The organism is Ferrovibrio sp. GW821-FHT12D07 (assembly GCF_058807275.1).
The window spans coordinates 772,737-790,275 of the sequence record NZ_JBXAQN010000001.1 but is presented as its reverse complement, the minus strand read 5'-3'; the positions used below and the strand labels follow the sequence as shown (position 1 = coordinate 790,275).

Sequence of the window (17,539 nt, the reverse complement as noted above, 5' to 3'; positions counted from 1 at the left end):
TTTCCACAAGACATTCGTCCCACAGGCCAGCTTCGTGCTGGCCTGTGCCGTTCTGCGGGTGATAGCGTGTGCCCGCCGCGCGGATCGGGCATGCCGCGCATGGGGGCGTGGGTGCAGGATCAATCATCAAGCGTGCCGGCCGGGCTGTTGCAACGGCTGCTGGAAGACGATGAGTCTCTGCTCGAGAGCAGTGACCCCAAGGTTGATGTCGTCCTGATCGAACGGCTGTACCAGAACAGCTTCGCTACCCGCTATGCGCCGATCCCGATGCTGTTCGGCGCCTTCGTCATCTATCGTGACTATCTGGCCTGGTGGCAGATCGCCGGCCTGACCGTGCTGTATCTCGGCACCACGCTGTACATGGATCGCCTGCGCGACGCCTTTACCGAGAGCCATAACGCCTTCGACCTGCGCGCCGATACCATGCGGCCGGACTGGGGCCTGCGCTTTGCCATCGGCTGCGCGCTGACCGGCAGCACCTGGGGCCTGCTGGGCTGGTTCGCCTATCCGCCGGGCGACTTCGCCCTGCAGGCCGCGCTGTCGGTGGCCTGGGCCGGGCTTGCCACCAGCACGCTGAACACGCGCGCCGTGCACCTGCCGTCCTTCTATGCCTTCATGATCGCCATGTCGGCGCCGTTTTTTGCGCGCGGCTTCCTGTTCGGCGAACCCAGCACCATCATCATGGCCTTCTTCGGCGTCATCCTGCTGGTGGCCATGTGCTTCTGCGCGCAGATCAACAACAAGCGCGAACGCATAAGCGTCGTGCTGCGGCTGCGCCATGCCGAGCTGATCGGCGATCTGGATCGCGCCCGCACCGCCGCCGAAACCAGCTATCGTGAAATGGAGCGCGAATACCGGAATCAATCGGCCGACTTCACCGCCGTGCAGCAGCTGATCGGCCTGGGCTTCTGGAACTGGGATGCGGGGACCGGCCATGTTTCCTGGTCGGATGAGACTTACCGCCTGCTGGGCCTGCCGCCGCAATCCTGTCCGGCGGCGCTAGCTGCCTGGCTCGACCAGGTGCATCCCGACGACCGCGAAGCGGTGCGCAACCATTATCACCGGCTGCGCTATGGTGCGGTCGCCGGCGAGGTGCAGTTCCGCCTGCTGGATGGTGAAACACGGCGCGAGGCCATCGCGCAGGCGGTGACCGACGAGCACGGCCTGCTGCTGCGCATCCGCGGCATCCTGCGCGCCGCAGCCTAGTCGACAGACAAGACTTTCAGCAGCACGGCGTCCGGACGACGCTCGCCGATGCCGATGTAAAGCCTCTGCACCAGCCACTGCAGATCGGGCGCTGCCGTCTCGAAGCGCATCGCGGTGCGCATATAATAGGCCGATGGATCGACTGCTTCACCGCGCGCCAACTTCGCCATCACCTCGGCCGGGCCGATACGCAGGCCGCGACTCCAGACTTCCACCTGTGCACCGGCGTTCAGTTTGAGCATGTAGCGCGCATCGAGATCGGCGAGGCCATCGTAACGCAGCACCTGCCAGTCCGCGCCGCCGGGCAGCACCGCACCACTGATCTGGCCGCTGACCTTGCCGCCGGTGATGGGCACGCAGCGCTTCTCGCCGGCGGCATCGCGACCGATGCTCTGCGGGGCAGCCACATGCACTTCCAGGTCGAAGACGGGTGTCAGCATCGGCGGCTCCCTATTTGATGCGGGTCACTTTATCCTGGGCAGAATGTCGTCCAGCCGGCGATGCAAATCCGCCGTCTGGCTTTTGCCGATCTTTTCGATCAGCGCCGCCTGCGCCTTCTGCCATTGCAACAGCGCCCTCTGCAACACCCGCCGCCCCTCCGGCGTCAGGCGGATTTCCCGGCGGCGGCGATCATTAGCAGCCACTGTCTGCGTGATCAGGCCGCGCTGTTCCAGAAGCCGCAGGTTGCGCGTCAGCGTGGTCTGGTCGGCATGCACCGCCTCGGCCAGCGTGCCGACCGAATGGACGCCGTCGCGATGAAGATAGGCCAGCGTGCCGAATTGCGGCGCGGTGAGATCGACCTGGGCGAAATAGCCGGCATAGAGCTGAGCCGCGAGCCTGGCCGTGTTCTGCAGGCGCAGCACGGTGCAGCCCTGATCCAGCAGTTGCTGGAAGGCAGTCTCGGCGGTATCGGCGCGTCTGCTGCGGGTCATACCCAATTGAATAACCCGTTCCACGCCTCTTGCAAACAGGTGAGGGCGATATTAGCTGTAGCACCATTATATGTATATACATCATTTTTGGAGACCCGGAAACCATGCGCGACGTCGTCATTACCGGAATGGGGCTGGTCACGCCGCTGGGCGCTGGCGTCGACATCAACTGGGCCCGGTTGACGGCCGGGCAATCCGGCCTGCGCCGCATCACCGCCTTCGATACGTCTGATCTCAACGTCAAAGTCGCCGGCATCGTGCCCGACATCGGCGATGACGCCGAGGGCGGCTTCGATCCGGAAACGGCCGCGCCGCCCAAAGACCGTCGCAAGATGGACCGCTTCATCCATTTCGCGCTGGCCGCCGCCGCCGAGGCCGTCACGCAGTCGGGCTGGCAGCCGCAGGATGAAGCCGCGCGCGATCGTGCCGGCTGCATCATCGCCACCGGCATCGGCGGCTTCCCGGCCATTGCCGAGGCGACCCGCACGGTGGAACGCGCCGGCCCGCGCAAACTGTCACCCTTCGTCATCCCCTCCTTCCTCGGCAACCTGGCGGCCGGTCAGGTCTCCATCCGCTTCGGCCTGCAGGGGCCGCTCGGCTGTCCGGTCACGGCCTGCGCGGCCGGCGCGCAGGCCATTGGGGACGCCGCGCGACTGATCCGCGCCGGCGATGCCGATGTGATGATCGCCGGCGGGGCGGAGGCCTGCATCGACCGCGTCAGTCTGGCCGGCTTCGGCGCGGCACGCGCGCTCGCCACCGCTCATAACGACGAGCCGGAAAAAGCCTCGCGACCATTCGACGCCGCGCGCGACGGCTTTGTCATGGGCGAAGGCGCCGGCATCCTGGTGCTGGAGTCGGAAGAGCATGCACGAGCCCGCGGCGCAGAGATTCTGGGGCGCATCGTCGGCTACGGTACGTCTGCGGATGCGCATCACATCACGGCACCGCCCGATGACGGTGCCGGTGCACGGCGCGCCATGCAGATCGCACTGGCACAGGCCGGGCTGGAGCCGTCACAGATCGGCTACATCAATGCCCATGCCACGGCGACGCCAGTGGGCGACGCTGCCGAGATCAGCGCGGTGAAGACGGTGTTCGCCAAAGCCCTGAACAGCGTGGCGATGTCGTCGACCAAATCCGCCATCGGCCACCTGCTGGGCGCAGCCGGCGCCGTGGAGGCGATCTATGCCACGCTCGCTGTGCGCACCGGCCTGCTGCCGCCGACGCGCAACCTGGATGCGGTGGACGAGCATTGCGCCGGTATCGACCTGGTGCCGCACAAGGCGCAACGCAAGAGCATCGACTATGCGATGTCGAATGCCTTCGGCTTTGGCGGCGTCAATGCGGCGGTGATCGTCGGGAAAGCCTGAAGGCCCAGATTTCAGGCGCGGATATTGATCTTCATGCCGGCGATGGGCGCAGAGGCGCTGCGCAGGCTTGCCAGTTCACGGTCGGCGGCGCCGAACATTCTTTCCATCTCGCCGCGGTCGCGATCCTCGACAAAGGGATTCTGCGAGGTCACGCGCAGCTTTTTCATCACGGCCTTCAGGTCGCGTGCCACATCGGCAGCCGCGCTTTTCAGGTCGGCGAGATCGGCGCTGTCGATGCTGACCTGACCCGCGCCACCCGGACCATCGAGGCCCTCGAGGGCGCGGATCTGGCGTGCCGCCGACTGGGCCGCGGTCTCGCGTACTTCGGGGGTTGCTGTCGTCGCATCGGTGGCCGGCTTTTCAGCCGCACCGCGCAGGCCAGAAAGCGTGCGGGTGATGTCGCGGGCGGTATCCCGGATGTCCTTGGCCACCTGGCGCGCCCAGCGGCCGTCGCCGCTTGCCGCCACCGAACCGGCAGCGAGCTTCAGCCCTTCCAGCTTCACTTTCGCCTGTGCCAGCTTGTTCTGCGCAGCGGCTTCGGCCAAACGGCCATCGCTGCCCTTCAGGTCGGTCAGCACCTGATCGAGAGTCAGTTCGGCCTGGGTTTTCGGGCGTGCGGGCTTGGCCGTCGTCGTCTGCGCGGCCGCCAGGGCGGTGGGAACAGTTTTCCCGGAGATTTCGGCGACCATTCTGGCCTCCTGGAGGATCGATGGAGGCACTTTACCCCCGATCGGGCCCAACGTGGTTAATTAATAAATCGACACATCTCAGGCGTTTACGTCCACCGTCATGCCCGGCGTGGGGGCGGAAGCCGCTATCAGGCCGCCGATTTCGCCATCGGCCTCGCGGAACATCTTTTCCATGTCTGCCCGCTGTTTCGGGTCAAGCGGGTGGAATCCGGTCTCGCGCAGCTTGCGCATGATCTTCTTCAATTCCCTGGCCAGGGCGGCGGCTTCGCTTTTCAGCGAGGCGAGATCGTCATCGCCGCCAGTGCTGCCACTTGGGTTGGCCTTGGCCTGCTCGCCGGCGGCTTTCGCGGCCGGATCGACGGCGGGATCAGTACCCGGCGCGGCAGTGGCATCGGCCTTCGGAGCGGCGGCGGCGCCTCCGGCTGCCGACACCATGGCGATGCCAGCCCCTGCGCCCGCACCTTCGCCGGCGGCAGCCAGGGCGCGACCGAGTTCGCGCGCGGCATCGCGGATATCCTTCGCGACCTTGCGCGCCAGCTTGGCATCACCGGTGGCGGCAGCCGAACCGGCGGCGAGCTTGAGCGCCTCCAGTTTGGCCTTGAGCTGTTCGAGCTTGCGGCGCGCCGCTTCCTTGGCCGCCTTGCCCTTGCTGGATTTCAGGTCGGTCAGAATCCGGTCGAGATTCTGTTCGGCCTCGGTCTTCTGGCGGGGAGCGGCGAAACTGGCCAGCGCGTCGCGCGCGGCCATGAGCGATTGGAGAGCGGCAGGCGATGCGCCTGCGCTGGCAATATCGGCGACCATTCTTGGTCTCCTCCTGCAACATCACGCCGGCCCCGCTTCTGCGGTCCGGACCGGGCCATTTTAGGCCGGAACGGTTAATGCGCCATAAAAAAGACGGCGTGTTCGGGGGAACACGCCGCTGAGTCTGGGGGGAAGGAAAAAGAAATACGCGACTACTCAATCCCGGCGGGGGGGGGGGGGCGCCGGGGGAAATTAGTGCATGATCTTCCAGCTGCCGTCGGGCTGGCGGCAGGCGGTGCCGTAACCCTGCTTGGTCTCGCCGCCGACCTGGATGGTCTGCTGGAACTCGCGGCAGTATTCACCGCCCGGAGCCTGGTAGGCCGGCTGCGGTACGATGGTACCGGCATTGCCGCTATCGGGATTGCGCCAGGAGACCTGGGTGCCGGACGGCGTGGTTTCGAGGGCGCGCTGGTTGGCGCGCTCCATATAGGTGCGGTCGGCCTTGTCGAGCGACTTGCCGACTTCCGAGCCGAGCAGCGCGCCGATCAGCGTACCGGCAGCAACGCCGACCAGCTGGCCAGAGCCTTTGCCGAAAGCCGAACCGGCGACAGCGCCGCCGACGCCACCGAGCACGGTGCCGACATTCTGCTTCGGGCCGCTGTCATTGGCGCAGGCGGCCAGCATGCCGAGGATGCCGACAGCGGCGACAATCGACGCAAGGCGGCGGGGCCGGACAGGCTTCGACGGGCGGAGGGAAATGGCGTTCATGGATGGTTGGACCCCTGAGATATGCCGATAATCCGGCACAGGGAAAATCTGGCCGGGGATTGCGGCGGGATTGCGGCAGGGTTTAGGTATCATTGCGTCAGGGTTCACGGCCGCTCCGGCTGTTTCCTGCGCCTGAGGATGAGACGCACCGATGACCGACGCCGCGCCCTTCGCACAATTCGCCGCCTGGCTGGATGAAGCCACCAAGGCCGAGCCGAATGATCCCACCGCCATGGCGCTGGCCACATCCGATGCCGATGGCCTGCCGAACGTGCGCATGGTGCTGCTCAAGGATCATGGCGAGCAGGGCTTTGTCTTCTACACCAATTTCGAAAGCCAGAAGGGCACCGAGCTGCTGGCCAACAAGCAGGCCGCTGCCGTCTTCCACTGGAAAAGCCTGCGCCGCCAGATCCGCATCCGCGGCCAGGTGAGCGTGGTGACCGAGGCAGAGGCCGATGCCTATTTTGCCTCGCGGCCGCGCGACAGCCGCATCGGCGCCTGGGCCTCGCAGCAGTCGCGGCCGCTGGAAGGCCGCTTCGCGCTCGAGGCCGCCGTCGCCAAATACGCGGCGAAATACGCCATCGGCGAGGTGCCGCGCCCGGCTTACTGGTCGGGCTTCCGCATCGCGCCGACCTATGTCGAGTTCTGGGCCGACAAGCCGTTCCGCCTGCATGATCGTCTGGTCTACCGGCGCAGCAACGTGGATGCGCCCTGGACCACCGCGCATCTCTATCCCTGAGCCGGGCCGTGGCGACGCAGGCTTTTATCGCCACCGATCCCGCCGAGAAAGCACGGCTGATGCGACGGGCGACGCTCGCGTCTGTCATCGTCGCGCTGCTGCTGATCGCGGCCAAGCTGGCGGCCTGGCTGCACACGCCCTCACTCGCACTGCTCGCCTCGCTGTTCGACAGCGCCATCGACGGACTGGCCTCGCTGGTCAACATGCTGGCGGTGCGTCACGCGCTGACGCCGGCCGATGACGAGCATCGCTTCGGTCATGGCAAGGCGGAGGCGCTGGCCGGCCTGGCGCAGGGACTGCTGATCGCCGGATCGGCCGCCTTCCTCATTGTCAAAGCCGTCGGCCGCCTGCGCCATCCGCAACCGGTGGAAGCGGCGCCTGCCGGTATCGCGGTGATGGTCTTCTCGATCCTGCTGACAGCTGCACTGGTGATCTATCAGCGCAGCGTGATGCAGCGCACCGGGTCGGTCGCCGTCGCCGCCGACCGCCTGCATTACACTGGCGATCTCGCCACCAACATCACGGTGATCGCCGCCCTGCTGCTGGCCAGCCAGCCAGACCTTGCCTGGATCGACGCCGCCGGCGCGCTGGTCGTAGCGGCGGTCATCGCGAAAAGCGCCGTCGACATCCTGCGCGGCGCCTTCGACATCCTGATGGACCGTGAGATGGCCGATGCGGATCGCGACCGCATCCTGAGTGTCGTGCGCGCTCACCCGCAGGCGCGCGCGGCGCATGACCTGCGCACGCGGCTGGCCGGCAACCAGGCCTTCATCCAGTTCCATCTGGAACTCGACCCCGACATCACCTTGCGTGCAGCGCACAAGATTTCCGACGAGATCGAAACTGCAGTGCTGCAGCTGTTTCCCGGCGCACAGGTGATCATCCACCAGGACCCAGCCGGCCATGACGAGCCGGTGGCCGACTATGTGAAACGGTCCTGATGGGGACCGCCTTGCCTTCAGCGGCATGGCCCGGCATAAACGATCCACAATCAAGCATTCCTCAGGGGGGAAGCAATGCACGGTTCCGACGCCGCAACCTTCGTGCCGAATGTCCTGTTCGGCCTGAATCCGATGTGGGTCTCGACCGGCATCCTGCTGGTGGTCTACGCCCTGATCATCAGCGAGCGCATGAACCGCGCCGTGCTGGCCCTGCTGGGTGGCTTCATCATGATCGTGGTCGGCGTGCTGGATCAGGCCGAGGCGATTCGCGGTGTCGACTTCAACACCATCTTCCTGCTCACCGGCATGATGATCCTGGTGGCGATCTCGCGCAAATCCGGCATGTTCGAATATCTCGGCGTCTGGTCGGCCCAGCGCGCCAAGGCCGAACCCTGGCTGATGCTGCTGATGCTGTCGGTCACCACGGCCGTGCTGTCGGCCTTCCTCGACAACGTCACCACCGTGCTGCTGATCGTGCCGGTGACGCTCGCGATCACGCGCGAACTGAAGATCGAGCCGTACCCCTTCCTGTTTGCCGAGATCTTCGCCTCCAATATCGGCGGCACCGCAACGCTGATCGGCGATCCGCCGAACATCCTGATCGGATCGCTGGTCGACCTCAGCTTCAATGATTTCGTCATCAACCTGGCGCCGGTCGTCGTCGTGGTCATGGCGGCGCAGCTGGTGATGACCCACATGGTCTGGGGCCGCAAGATGCAGGCCGTGGCCGGCGACAAGGCCAAGGTGATGGCGATGACGCCACGCGACTGCATCAAGGACTGGCCGCTCCTGAAGCAGTCGCTGGTGGTGATCGGCGCCGTGATGGTGACGTTCGTGCTGGCCCGGCCGCTGCATCTGGAACCGGGCAGCATTGCCATGCTGGGTGCCGCCGTGCTGATGATGCTGGATCACTATGGCCATCCACCGTCGACCCAGCAGGAAAAGGCCGTCGAGACTTTCAATGAAGTCGAATGGGTGACCATCTTCTTCTTCATCGGCCTGTTCATGGTGGTGCACGGCGTCGAAGTCGGTGGTCTGCTGCATCTGATGGCCGACTGGCTGGTGCATGCCACCGACGGCAAGATGAACCTTACCGCCTATGCGATCCTCTGGGCCTCGGCCATCCTGTCGGCCGTGGTCGACAATATCCCCTTCGTCGCCACCATGATCCCGCTGATCAAGAGCATGGCGCCGTCGTTTGGCGGCCCGGAGATGATCGGGCCACTGTGGTGGTCGCTGTCGCTGGGCGCCTGCCTGGGCGGCAACGGCACGCTGATCGGCGCCTCGGCCAATCTGACTGTGGCCGGCATCGCTGAACGCAACGGCATCCCCTTCCGGTTCCTGACCTACACGCTTTATGCCTTCCCGATGATGCTGGTCAGCATCGCGATCAGCCATGTCTATCTTTGGCTGCGCTATTTCTGATATCTAGCGGGCGGTCACAGGACTTTCATTGTCGGATAACCCGAGTCGCGATAGACTGTCACCGATTCGGGCGGCAGTCCGGCCGCCTGATCACGGGTGTTGTTCAGGAGGATCGAGCCATCGCAACCAAGACGACGCGCAAAGGCGCTGCTGCGGCCGCCGGGTCCAAGCCCAAGGCCGGCACTAAATCCAAGAGCACCACAGCCGCTCAAAAGACCGGGGCCCCAAAGACCGGCACCAAGAAGCCGGCCGCTGCCAGCAAGTCAAAATCGGCCCCGAAGCGCGCCCCGGCCAAGAAGACGGTGATGACCAAGGTCACCCAGGCCGCGATGGCAACCGCCGCAAAGAACGCGGCCCCCAAACCGAAAACCGCAAAAAAGACCGCCGCTCCCAAAGCTGCGTCTAAGGCCGCAACCCAAAAGGCTGCATCCAAGCCGGCAGCGAAGAAGAGCACCATCCCGCCTGCCGTGCTGAAACTGCATCAGGCGATCCTGAAATCGCTGGACGACGACAAGGCCGAGAACATCGTCTCGATCGACCTGACCGGCAAATCCTCGATCGCGGATTACCTGGTGGTCGCCTCGGGCCGCTCCTCGCGCCAGGTCGGCGCCATCGCCGAACATCTGGTCGAGCGCATCACCAAGGAAACCGGCCGCAAGGTACGCGCCGAGGGCAAGGCGGTGGGTGACTGGGTACTGATCGATACCGGCGACATCGTGGTGCATATCTTCCGCCCGGAAGTGCGCAGCTTCTACAATCTGGAAAAGATGTGGGGCGGTGCGACGATCCCCGAACCGGCTGCGGCCTGAAGACTGAAACCATGCCGCCGGCGCGTCAGGCTGGCGGCATGATAATCACGCCATGAAAATCACCATTGCCTGCGTCGGCAAGGCCGGCCGCGCCAAGCATGATGCCGCCCAGAGCCTGATCGAGGGCTATCGTGAGCGGCTGCCCTGGCCCGTCACCATCCGCGAAGTCGAAGACCGCAAGCAGGGCGGCAGCGTGGCCGACCGTAAAAGTCGCGAGGCCGACCTGCTGCTGGCCGCCTTGCCCAAGGGCGCTGTGATCGTCGCGCTGGATGAACGCGGCAAAAGCCTCTCCAGTCGCCATTTCGCCGAGCTGCTGACCCAGTGGCGCGACCATGACGAACAGGATGTGGCCTTCGTGATCGGCGGCGCCGACGGGCTGGATGCCACCCTGGTGGCCAAGGCCCGGCTGGCGCTGTCGCTCTCCGCCATGACCTGGCCGCATTTGCTGGCCAGGGTCATGCTGCTGGAACAGCTCTACCGCGCCTGGAGCCTGCAGACCGGCCATCCTTATCACCGCGATTAGGGGCGTGATTTCGGAAAGGCCGGCGTGACGGACGAGCCGGTCTGCGCTATGTAAGACGCAAGCCCTCAATACCCTGAAGAATCGCTAAAATCCGCCATGACCCAGAGCACCGATAGCAACCGTAAGCCCGTCGTCCTGTGCATCCTCGACGGCTGGGGCCTGCGCGACGATCCGGCCGACAATGCCCTGGCCCAGGCCAACCTGCCCAATTACCGCCGCATGCTGGAAACCCGCCCGTTCGCCAAGGTCGGTACGTCCGGCCGCGATGTCGGTCTGCCCGATGGCCAGATGGGCAATTCCGAAGTCGGCCATATGAATATCGGCGCCGGCCGCATCGCGGTGCCCGATCTCGGCCGCCTCGACAATGCCGTGGCAGATGGCTCACTGGCACAGAACGCGGCACTGACCGGACTCATCGCGACCCTGAAGGCAAGCAAGGGCGCACTGCATCTGCTCGGCCTGCTGTCGGATGGCGGCGTGCATTCGCATCAGGATCACATGGCCGCGGTGGCGAAGATTTTCGCCAAGGCCGGCGTGCCGGTGAAGATTCACATGTTCGCCGACGGCCGCGACACGCCGCCGAAAAGCGCACTGGGTTTTCTCAGCGCTTTCCGCAAGCTGATCGACGGCGTGGATGGCATTGCATTCGCCACCGTGTCGGGCCGCTTCTTCGCGATGGATCGCGACAAGCGCTGGGAGCGCGTGAGCCAGGCTTACGACGCCGTCGTTGATGCCAAAGGCAAGAGCGCACAGACGGCGGAAGCTGCTGTCGACCAGGGCTATACGGCCGATGAGAATGACGAGTTCATCAGCCCCACGGCACTCGTCGGCTATGCCGGCATGAAGGACGGCGACGGCGTGCTGATGGCGAATTTCCGCGCCGACCGCGCGCGCGAAATCCTTACCGCTTTGCTCGATCCGCATTTCGACGGCTTCAATCGCAATCGCGTCGTCAAGTTTGCCGGCGCGGTCGGCCTCACTGAATATTCGACCGCGCTGAATGCGTTTCTGGCCACGGCCTATGCGCCGATGCGCTATCCCAACACGATTGGTGAAGTGTTGGCGCAGGCCGACAAGACCCAGCTGCGCATCGCCGAGACCGAGAAATACGCGCATGTCACCTTCTTCATGAATGGCGGCGAAGAGCAGCCTTTCAAGGGCGAGGACCGCATCCTGGTACCATCGCCCAAGGTGAAGACCTATGACCTGCAGCCCGAGATGTCGGCGCCGGAACTGACCGACAAGCTCTGCGCCGCCATTACATCGGGCAAATACGATCTGGTGATCGTGAACTACGCCAACCCCGACATGGTGGGCCATACCGGTTCGATGCCGGCGGCGATCAAGGCGGCCGAAACCATCGATGCCTGCATCGCCAAGGTGGAAGCCGCCGTGAAGCAGATGGACGGCGTGCTGCTGATCACCGCCGATCACGGCAACCTGGAACAGATGATGGATCGCAGCAGCGGCCAGCAGCATACGCAGCACACCACCAATCCGGTGCCGCTGCTGCTGACCGGTGGCGCGCGCACGGATGCTTATGCCTTGAGCGATGGCCGCCTGTGCGACATCGCGCCGACGCTGCTGCATTTCCTCGGGCTGCCGCAACCCAAAGACATGACCGGCCGCATCCTCGCCACGCCGTCTTCCGCTTCCGCCAACAACCAGCAGACTGCCCGCCGCCTTGCGTAAACTGCTTCTCCTGCTCACCGGCCTGGCGCTGAGCGCGCCGGCGAGCAGCTTTGCCCAGACAAATGCCCCGCAGCAGCAGTTGCAGGACGTGCAGAAGCGCCTGCAGGAAAGCCGCGACCGTGAACGCGAGCTGGGCCAGGAAGCGGCCAAGCTGGCGCAGAAGCAGCGCGACCTTCAGAAGAAGCTGGTGACGGCTGCCCGCAAGCTGCAGACCCAGGAAGACCTGGTCTCCCAGAGCGAGGACAAGCTGGCCGGGCTGCTTCAGGACGAGAAAGCGGCCGGCGAAGCCCTGGAAACCCGCCGCGGCGAATTGGCGCAGACGCTGGCCAGCCTAGCGCAGCTCAGCCGTCAGCCGCCCGAGGCGATGGTCCTGGCACCCGGGTCCGCACTCGACATGGTCCGGGCCAGCCAGCTGATGGCCGCCCTGGTGCCGGAGATCGAAAACCGGGCCGCCAGCCTGAAGACCGAACTGACCCGGCTGGCCCGCCTGCGCCAGGGGGTGGCGGCCGAGCAGGAACGCCTGGGCCGCGCCATAACCCAGCTCGACCATGAGCGCCGGGACCTGGAATTCCTGCAGGCCGAAACCCATGCCGCTGCCGCACAAACGGCGGAAGAGCGCGATTCCGAGCGGGAAAAGGCGGGCCAGTTGGCCGCCCAGGCCAAGGATCTGCGCGCCCTGGTCGACCGCCTGCTGGAGCAGGAACGCCGGGATGCCGAGCGCCGGGCAGCCGAGGCGGCCCGCAAGATTCCCTCCGCCAAAGGCGGCGGCAGCACCAGTCCCGACCCGCCGGAGGCCTATGCCGCCCTGGAGGGCAGCGCCGCCCTGCCGGCCCGCGGACGCATCACCGGACGCTTCGGTCAGTCGGACGAAAACGGTGTCCCGCTACGCGGATTGCGCATCGAAGCCCGCCCCGGCGCCCAGGTGATCGCCCCGGCTGACGGCAAAGTGATGTTTGCCGGACCGTTCCGCGGTTACGGGCAACTCTTGATTATCGCCCATGGCGGTGGATACCATAGCTTATTGGCGGGATTTGGACGGATCGACCGCGCGGTCGGTCAATGGGTTCTCGCCGGAGAGCCGGTTGGCCTGCTAAGCAACTCCCCAGGCGACAAACCCGTCCTATATCTCGAACTGAGGCGCAAGGGTGAAACTGTAAACCCCCTGCCCTGGCTGGCCTCGGGCGACAGAAAGGTAAGCGGCTGATGCGCAATTTCCTCCTCGGTGGCGTCTGTGCTTTTGCATTGATGGGATCAGTCGCGCTGTTCGCGGCCCCCAGCAAGGTGGGCAACCTGCAGGCCAATGAAACGTATCGGCAGCTGAATCTCTTCGGCGAGATTTTCGAGCGCGTCCGCAACGACTACTACAAGGAAACCAAGGACGAGGAGCTGATGGAGCACGCCATCAACGGCATGCTCACCTCGCTCGACCCCTATTCGGTTTACATGCCGCCGCGCAGCTTCCAGGAAGCGCGCGTGCAGACCCGTGGTGAATTCGGCGGGCTGGGCATCGAGGTCACGCAGGAAAGCGGCCTGATCAAGGTGGTGTCGCCGATCGACGACACGCCGGCGCAGAAGGCTGGCGTACTGCCGGGCGATCTGATCACCCATCTCGATGGCGAGCCGGTGATGGGCAAGTCGCTGCAGGAATCGATCGAGAAGATGCGCGGCGCGCCGAACACCAACATCGTGCTGACCGTGCGCCGTGGCGCCGACAACGCGGCCAAGAACTTCGACATCAAGATCACCCGTGCGGTGATCAAGACCCGCGTGGTGCGCTCGCGCCGCGAGGGCGAGTTCGCCTACCTGCGCATCTCGTCCTTCAACGAACACACCACCCAGGACCTGGTCGCCGCCATCGACAAGCTGAAGAGCGAGATGGGCCCCGAACTGAAGGGCTATATCGTCGACCTGCGCGACAATCCGGGCGGCCTGCTGGATCAGGCCATCTCGGTCTCGGACAGCTTCCTGAACCAGGGCGAGATCGTCTCCACCCGCGCGCTGCGCGCCACGGCCGATGAAGGCCAGCGCTACAACGCCAAGCGCGGCGATGTCGCCGATGGCAAGCCGATGGCCGTGCTGATCAACGGCGGCTCGGCCTCGGCCTCTGAAATCGTCGCCGGCGCGCTGCAGGATCATCACCGCGCCGTGCTGGTGGGCAATACCACCTTCGGCAAGGGCCTGGTGCAGACCATGATTCCGCTGGGCGAGTTCGGCGGCATGAAGCTGACCACCGCGGGCTATTTCACGCCGTCGGGCCGGTCGATCGACAAGGTCGGCATCAGCGCCGATGTCGAAGCCTGGAACGAGCGCGACCGCCAGATCGCCGCGGCACTGAAAGAGCGCCGCCAGATGACCGGCACGCGCGAGACCGAGGAAGACAAGCCGCAGACCGCCCCGACCAACACCGTCACGCCGCCGGCCGCCGTGCCGACGCCGGGACAGGACGGTCCGGACCTGGTGCTGCAGGCTGCGATGGAAGCGCTGCGCGCGCCGCCCAAGCCGTCCGCTCGCAAGTGACCCTGCGGTCCGGATCAGCAGAAGGCTGAGACACCGCAATGGCCAAACTTCACGCCGATCCCGACGATCGCACGGCGGCTGACCCGCCGAAGCCCGGCCTGTTCGGCCGTCTGTTCCGCAAGAAGCCCGTCGTGCCGGTCGCTGCCGAGCATGACGACGCCGACCTGCTGCAGACCATAACCGGCACCGACGAAGACGCGCATCATCCGCCGCCGCGTCGGCGCGGCATGAAGCACAAGATCGCCGGCCTCTTCCACATCCTCGGCCTGATCCTGTGGCCGCCCTTCCTGCGTGGCGACCTCAAGACCGTGAACCGCCGCCTGCTGCTGGCGGCCTGGACCATGGTGTTGTTCGTGCTGGCTGCCGCCGGCGGCTGGCTGGTCACCACCAGCGACAAGTTCACCTCGCTGCCGGGGTCGGAAGTCATCATCGCTGTCGCCCGCATGGCGCTACCACCCGAAGCACGCCTCGCGCCCGACCAGAAGGCTGCCGCCGTCGCGCCGCCGCCGGATGTCGGCCGCCTGCCCAGCGGCCTTCTCGTTGCCCCTGATCCGACACTGACAGAGATGTCGCCGCGCGGGCCCATCCCCAGGATCGGCAGCGACGGCCGTCAGCCCTGGAGCGCCTATGCGCGCCCCTATGCCGAGCCGGCGAACCGTCCGCGACTGGCCATCGTGCTGCATGACATGGGCCTGAACGCGCAGCTCACCGCACTCGCAGCCGAGCGCCTGCCGCCGGCGATCAGCTTCGCCTTCAACCCTTACGCGCCCGATCTGGCCGCCCAGGTGGAAAAGGCTCGCATCAGCGGCCACGAAGTCCTGCTCGGCCTGCCGATGGAACCCTTCGATTATCCGGCCAGCGATCCCGGCCCCTACACGTTGCTGACTTCCTTGAGCGATCAGGAAAACGACCGTCGCATCGACTGGCTGCTGGCGCGCGCCACCGGCTATATCGGCTTCACTAATCTGATGGGTGGCAAATACACCTCCTCGCCCGATCATATGCGCGGCATCGCATTGCGGCTGAAGGATCGCGGCCTGATGTTCGTCGATACCCGCGTGGCCCCACGCAGCGTCGCGGCTCGTGTGGTGCGCGAGGGCGGCGGCGTCTATGCCTTCGTCAACCGCCAGATCGACGTGCAACCGACCGCGCTGCTGATCGATGCGCGCCTGGAAGAACTGGAGCGCACGGCAAAGGCCAGCGGCGTCGCCATCGGCGCTGCCCTGCCCTATCCGATCAGCCTCGACCGCCTGCTGGCCTGGTCGGAAAAGCTGGATGCCCGTGGCATCGCGCTCGCACCCATCTCTGCCATCGCCAATCGCCAGACACCAGAGTGAGTTCATGACCATCGAGGCACGGCCCTATCGCGACGGCGTGGGCATCGCGCTACTGAATGCGCAGGATATGGTCTTCGTCGGCCAGCGCATCGACCAGACCGCCGAAGCCTGGCAGATGCCGCAGGGCGGTATTGATGCGGGCGAGGACCCGCTGCAGGCCGCGCTGCGCGAGATGGAAGAAGAGATCGGCGTGCCGCAGCATCTGGCCGAGGTGATCGCCGAAAGCCGCGGCTGGCTATCCTACGACCTGCCGCCCGACTTGGTAGACAAGGTGTGGAAGGGCAAGTATCGCGGCCAGCGCCAGAAATGGTATCTCGCCCGCTTCAAGGGTCAGGACAGCGACATCAACATCCAGACCGCGCATCCAGAGTTTAACCAGTGGCGCTGGCTGCCATTCCGCCAGTTGCCCGACCTGATCGTGCCGTTCAAGCGACCGATCTATGAACTGATCGTCGCTGAATTCGCCGATCGGGTCCGCACCTGACGCAGCAGAAAGGCGGCGGGCATGAGCAAGGGCGATATCCTGCTGGTGCATGGAGCCTTTGCCGGCGGATGGATGTTCGAGCGGCTGCGTACCGAGCTCAACCGCCGCGGCTGGAAGACCCACGCGCCCGACCTGCCCTTCCATGGCACTGAGTATGCCGGCGCTGATCCGCACTCCGACCTGGCCCGTCAGGGTCTGGCCGACTATCGCCGCTTCCTCGAAGACGAAATTCATGGCCTCGTGCCCGGTCCGCATGGACCGCCGGTGGTGATCGGCCATTCGCTGGGCGGCCTGCTGGCGCAGCAGCTCGCCGCCAGAAATCTGGTGCGTGCTGCCGTGCTGCTGGCACCGGTCGCACCCTGGGGCAGCATGCCGCGCAGCCGGAGCCAGATCGACAATGCCGCCGGCCTGTTGTGGAAGGGCGGCATGGATGTCTGGCGCAAAGGCATCCCGCCGGATTTCAAGATCGCCGCCGCGCAGTCGATGGATCGTATTCCGCCAGCGTTGCAGCGCGACATCTTCGCCCGCCTGGTGCCCGAGTCCGGCCGCGTGCTGGGCGAGACGATGCTATGGTGGCTGGACTGGCATGCGAGCAGTCATGTGCCCAGTCATCGCGTGCAGGGGCCGATGCTGGTCGTCGCCGGCAGCGACGACAAGGTGACACCGCCGGCGGCCTGCCGCGCGGTGGCGGCACGCTATCCCGGCCGCGCCGTCTATCGCGAGATTCCGGACCTGAGCCATTTTATTTTCGGAGAGCCGCGCGAGGCGGATGTCATCGGACTGATCGCCGGCTGGCTCGACGATCTGCCGCCCCAGTAGCCGTCGCGCCTAGTACACGCCAACCGGCAAGCCGCTGCTAAGGATCATGTCCACTGTCTCACCATCGGTGGCCAGTGGCAGGATCACGGCCTGGAAACGGTGCCGCCGGCTTTCGAGCAGATAGTCGTAGGATACCATCGGAGTCGAGCCAGTCAGCACCACATGCATGTAGAGCCCGCTGAGCTGCTCGCGGTAGACCGGGTTCGGAATCTCGTCGACCCAAACGCCGGTGAGATCGCCGCCATGATAGAAAACGAATTCGCTGCCGAACAGGCGATAGCGGAAGCGCGGCGCCGGCCGTCCTTCCTCACGCACGACATCGATCAGGTTGATGTTGCCCAGCATGCCGCGCATGTCGAGCGGATCGAGATCGGCGCGTGCGGGAAAGCGGCGGCCGCTGCCGCGTATGGCGCGTCTAGCGCGCCAGTAAGTCAGCAGCTCGGCAAGACGGGGATCGAGATCGGCTTCCGAAATCGGTCCCTGAGGCGGCAGGTCAGCCGGAGCGGTCATGCGGGAAATACTAGCCTGATGTGTTGTTCAGGCAAGG

At 65.5% G+C, this 17,539-nt stretch carries 19 protein-coding genes; 13 read left to right on the top strand and 6 right to left on the bottom strand.

Annotated elements, in window-relative coordinates; genetic code table 11:
- The first annotated feature begins 90 nt into the window (after window positions 1-90).
- Complete coding sequence (locus AC1RRE_RS04075; protein WP_492979813.1) at window positions 91-1,206, top strand: PAS domain-containing protein; 1,116 nt, start codon at window positions 91-93, stop codon at window positions 1,204-1,206.
- Here the strand turns inward: AC1RRE_RS04075 and AC1RRE_RS04070 are convergent.
- Window positions 1,203-1,646 (bottom strand): DUF3237 domain-containing protein, encoded by a 444-nt coding sequence (locus tag AC1RRE_RS04070; RefSeq protein ID WP_492979812.1) that lies wholly within the window; start codon window positions 1,644-1,646, stop codon window positions 1,203-1,205. The genes AC1RRE_RS04075 and AC1RRE_RS04070 overlap by 4 nt on opposite strands.
- Window positions 1,647-1,670: 24 nt before the next feature.
- Window positions 1,671-2,138 carry a MarR family winged helix-turn-helix transcriptional regulator gene (locus AC1RRE_RS04065; RefSeq protein WP_492979811.1) on the bottom strand — a complete coding sequence of 156 codons (468 nt, stop codon included), beginning with the start codon at window positions 2,136-2,138 and terminating at the stop codon, window positions 1,671-1,673.
- A gap of 104 nt (window positions 2,139-2,242) precedes the next feature.
- Here AC1RRE_RS04065 and fabF point away from each other — a divergent pair, with 104 nt between their 5' ends.
- Window positions 2,243-3,508 (top strand): beta-ketoacyl-ACP synthase II, encoded by a 1,266-nt coding sequence (gene fabF / locus AC1RRE_RS04060; protein ID WP_492979810.1) that lies wholly within the window; start codon window positions 2,243-2,245, stop codon window positions 3,506-3,508.
- Window positions 3,509-3,519: 11 nt separating this feature from the next.
- Here fabF and AC1RRE_RS04055 read toward each other — a convergent pair whose 3' ends face one another.
- The 3 genes from AC1RRE_RS04055 to AC1RRE_RS04045 form a co-directional block, all read right to left on the bottom strand.
- Window positions 3,520-4,197 carry a hypothetical protein gene (locus tag AC1RRE_RS04055; protein WP_492979809.1) on the bottom strand — a complete coding sequence of 226 codons (678 nt, stop codon included), beginning with the start codon at window positions 4,195-4,197 and terminating at the stop codon, window positions 3,520-3,522.
- 78 nt (window positions 4,198-4,275) lie between these two features.
- Complete coding sequence (locus AC1RRE_RS04050) at window positions 4,276-4,998, bottom strand: DUF4175 family protein (protein WP_492979808.1); 723 nt, start codon at window positions 4,996-4,998, stop codon at window positions 4,276-4,278.
- A 192-nt stretch (window positions 4,999-5,190) separates the two neighbouring features.
- Window positions 5,191-5,706, bottom strand: coding sequence for an RT0821/Lpp0805 family surface protein (locus AC1RRE_RS04045; protein ID WP_492979807.1), 516 nt, complete (start codon window positions 5,704-5,706; stop codon window positions 5,191-5,193).
- A gap of 151 nt (window positions 5,707-5,857) precedes the next feature.
- Here AC1RRE_RS04045 and pdxH point away from each other — a divergent pair, with 151 nt between their 5' ends.
- From pdxH to AC1RRE_RS03990, 11 genes are all read left to right on the top strand, one after another.
- A complete protein-coding gene (gene pdxH, locus AC1RRE_RS04040; RefSeq protein WP_492979806.1) occupies window positions 5,858-6,445 on the top strand; it encodes a pyridoxamine 5'-phosphate oxidase in 588 nt (195 codons plus the stop codon).
- Between the two features lie 8 nt (window positions 6,446-6,453).
- On the top strand, window positions 6,454-7,386 hold the full coding sequence (locus AC1RRE_RS04035) for a cation diffusion facilitator family transporter (protein ID WP_492979805.1): 933 nt from the start codon (window positions 6,454-6,456) through the stop codon (window positions 7,384-7,386).
- Window positions 7,387-7,461: 75 nt separating this feature from the next.
- On the top strand, window positions 7,462-8,811 hold the full coding sequence (locus AC1RRE_RS04030; RefSeq protein WP_492979804.1) for an ArsB/NhaD family transporter: 1,350 nt from the start codon (window positions 7,462-7,464) through the stop codon (window positions 8,809-8,811).
- A gap of 305 nt (window positions 8,812-9,116) precedes the next feature.
- The gene (rsfS, locus tag AC1RRE_RS04025) at window positions 9,117-9,620 is read left to right on the top strand and encodes a ribosome silencing factor (RefSeq protein ID WP_492979803.1); all 504 of its coding nucleotides are present in this window, start codon (window positions 9,117-9,119) and stop codon (window positions 9,618-9,620) included.
- Between the two features lie 52 nt (window positions 9,621-9,672).
- Window positions 9,673-10,143, top strand: coding sequence for a 23S rRNA (pseudouridine(1915)-N(3))-methyltransferase RlmH (locus AC1RRE_RS04020; protein WP_492979802.1), 471 nt, complete (start codon window positions 9,673-9,675; stop codon window positions 10,141-10,143).
- A gap of 96 nt (window positions 10,144-10,239) precedes the next feature.
- The gene (gpmI, locus tag AC1RRE_RS04015) at window positions 10,240-11,835 is read left to right on the top strand and encodes a 2,3-bisphosphoglycerate-independent phosphoglycerate mutase (protein WP_492979801.1); all 1,596 of its coding nucleotides are present in this window, start codon (window positions 10,240-10,242) and stop codon (window positions 11,833-11,835) included.
- On the top strand, window positions 11,828-13,039 hold the full coding sequence (locus tag AC1RRE_RS04010) for a murein hydrolase activator EnvC family protein (RefSeq protein WP_492979800.1): 1,212 nt from the start codon (window positions 11,828-11,830) through the stop codon (window positions 13,037-13,039). The genes gpmI and AC1RRE_RS04010 overlap by 8 nt, the downstream gene beginning before the upstream one ends.
- Complete coding sequence (locus AC1RRE_RS04005) at window positions 13,039-14,352, top strand: S41 family peptidase (protein WP_492979799.1); 1,314 nt, start codon at window positions 13,039-13,041, stop codon at window positions 14,350-14,352. The genes AC1RRE_RS04010 and AC1RRE_RS04005 overlap by 1 nt, the downstream gene beginning before the upstream one ends.
- Window positions 14,353-14,390: 38 nt before the next feature.
- Window positions 14,391-15,689: a divergent polysaccharide deacetylase family protein gene (locus AC1RRE_RS04000; protein ID WP_492979798.1), complete on the top strand. Its 1,299-nt coding sequence runs from the start codon at window positions 14,391-14,393 to the stop codon at window positions 15,687-15,689.
- A 4-nt stretch (window positions 15,690-15,693) separates the two neighbouring features.
- Window positions 15,694-16,173, top strand: coding sequence for an RNA pyrophosphohydrolase (locus AC1RRE_RS03995; protein WP_492979797.1), 480 nt, complete (start codon window positions 15,694-15,696; stop codon window positions 16,171-16,173).
- Between the two features lie 21 nt (window positions 16,174-16,194).
- Window positions 16,195-16,992, top strand: coding sequence for an alpha/beta hydrolase (locus tag AC1RRE_RS03990; RefSeq protein ID WP_492979796.1), 798 nt, complete (start codon window positions 16,195-16,197; stop codon window positions 16,990-16,992).
- 9 nt (window positions 16,993-17,001) lie between these two features.
- On the opposite strand, the gene AC1RRE_RS03985 is transcribed toward AC1RRE_RS03990, so the two are convergent.
- The gene (locus AC1RRE_RS03985) at window positions 17,002-17,502 is read right to left on the bottom strand and encodes a PAS domain-containing protein (protein WP_492979795.1); all 501 of its coding nucleotides are present in this window, start codon (window positions 17,500-17,502) and stop codon (window positions 17,002-17,004) included.
- Window positions 17,503-17,539 lie beyond the last annotated feature (37 nt).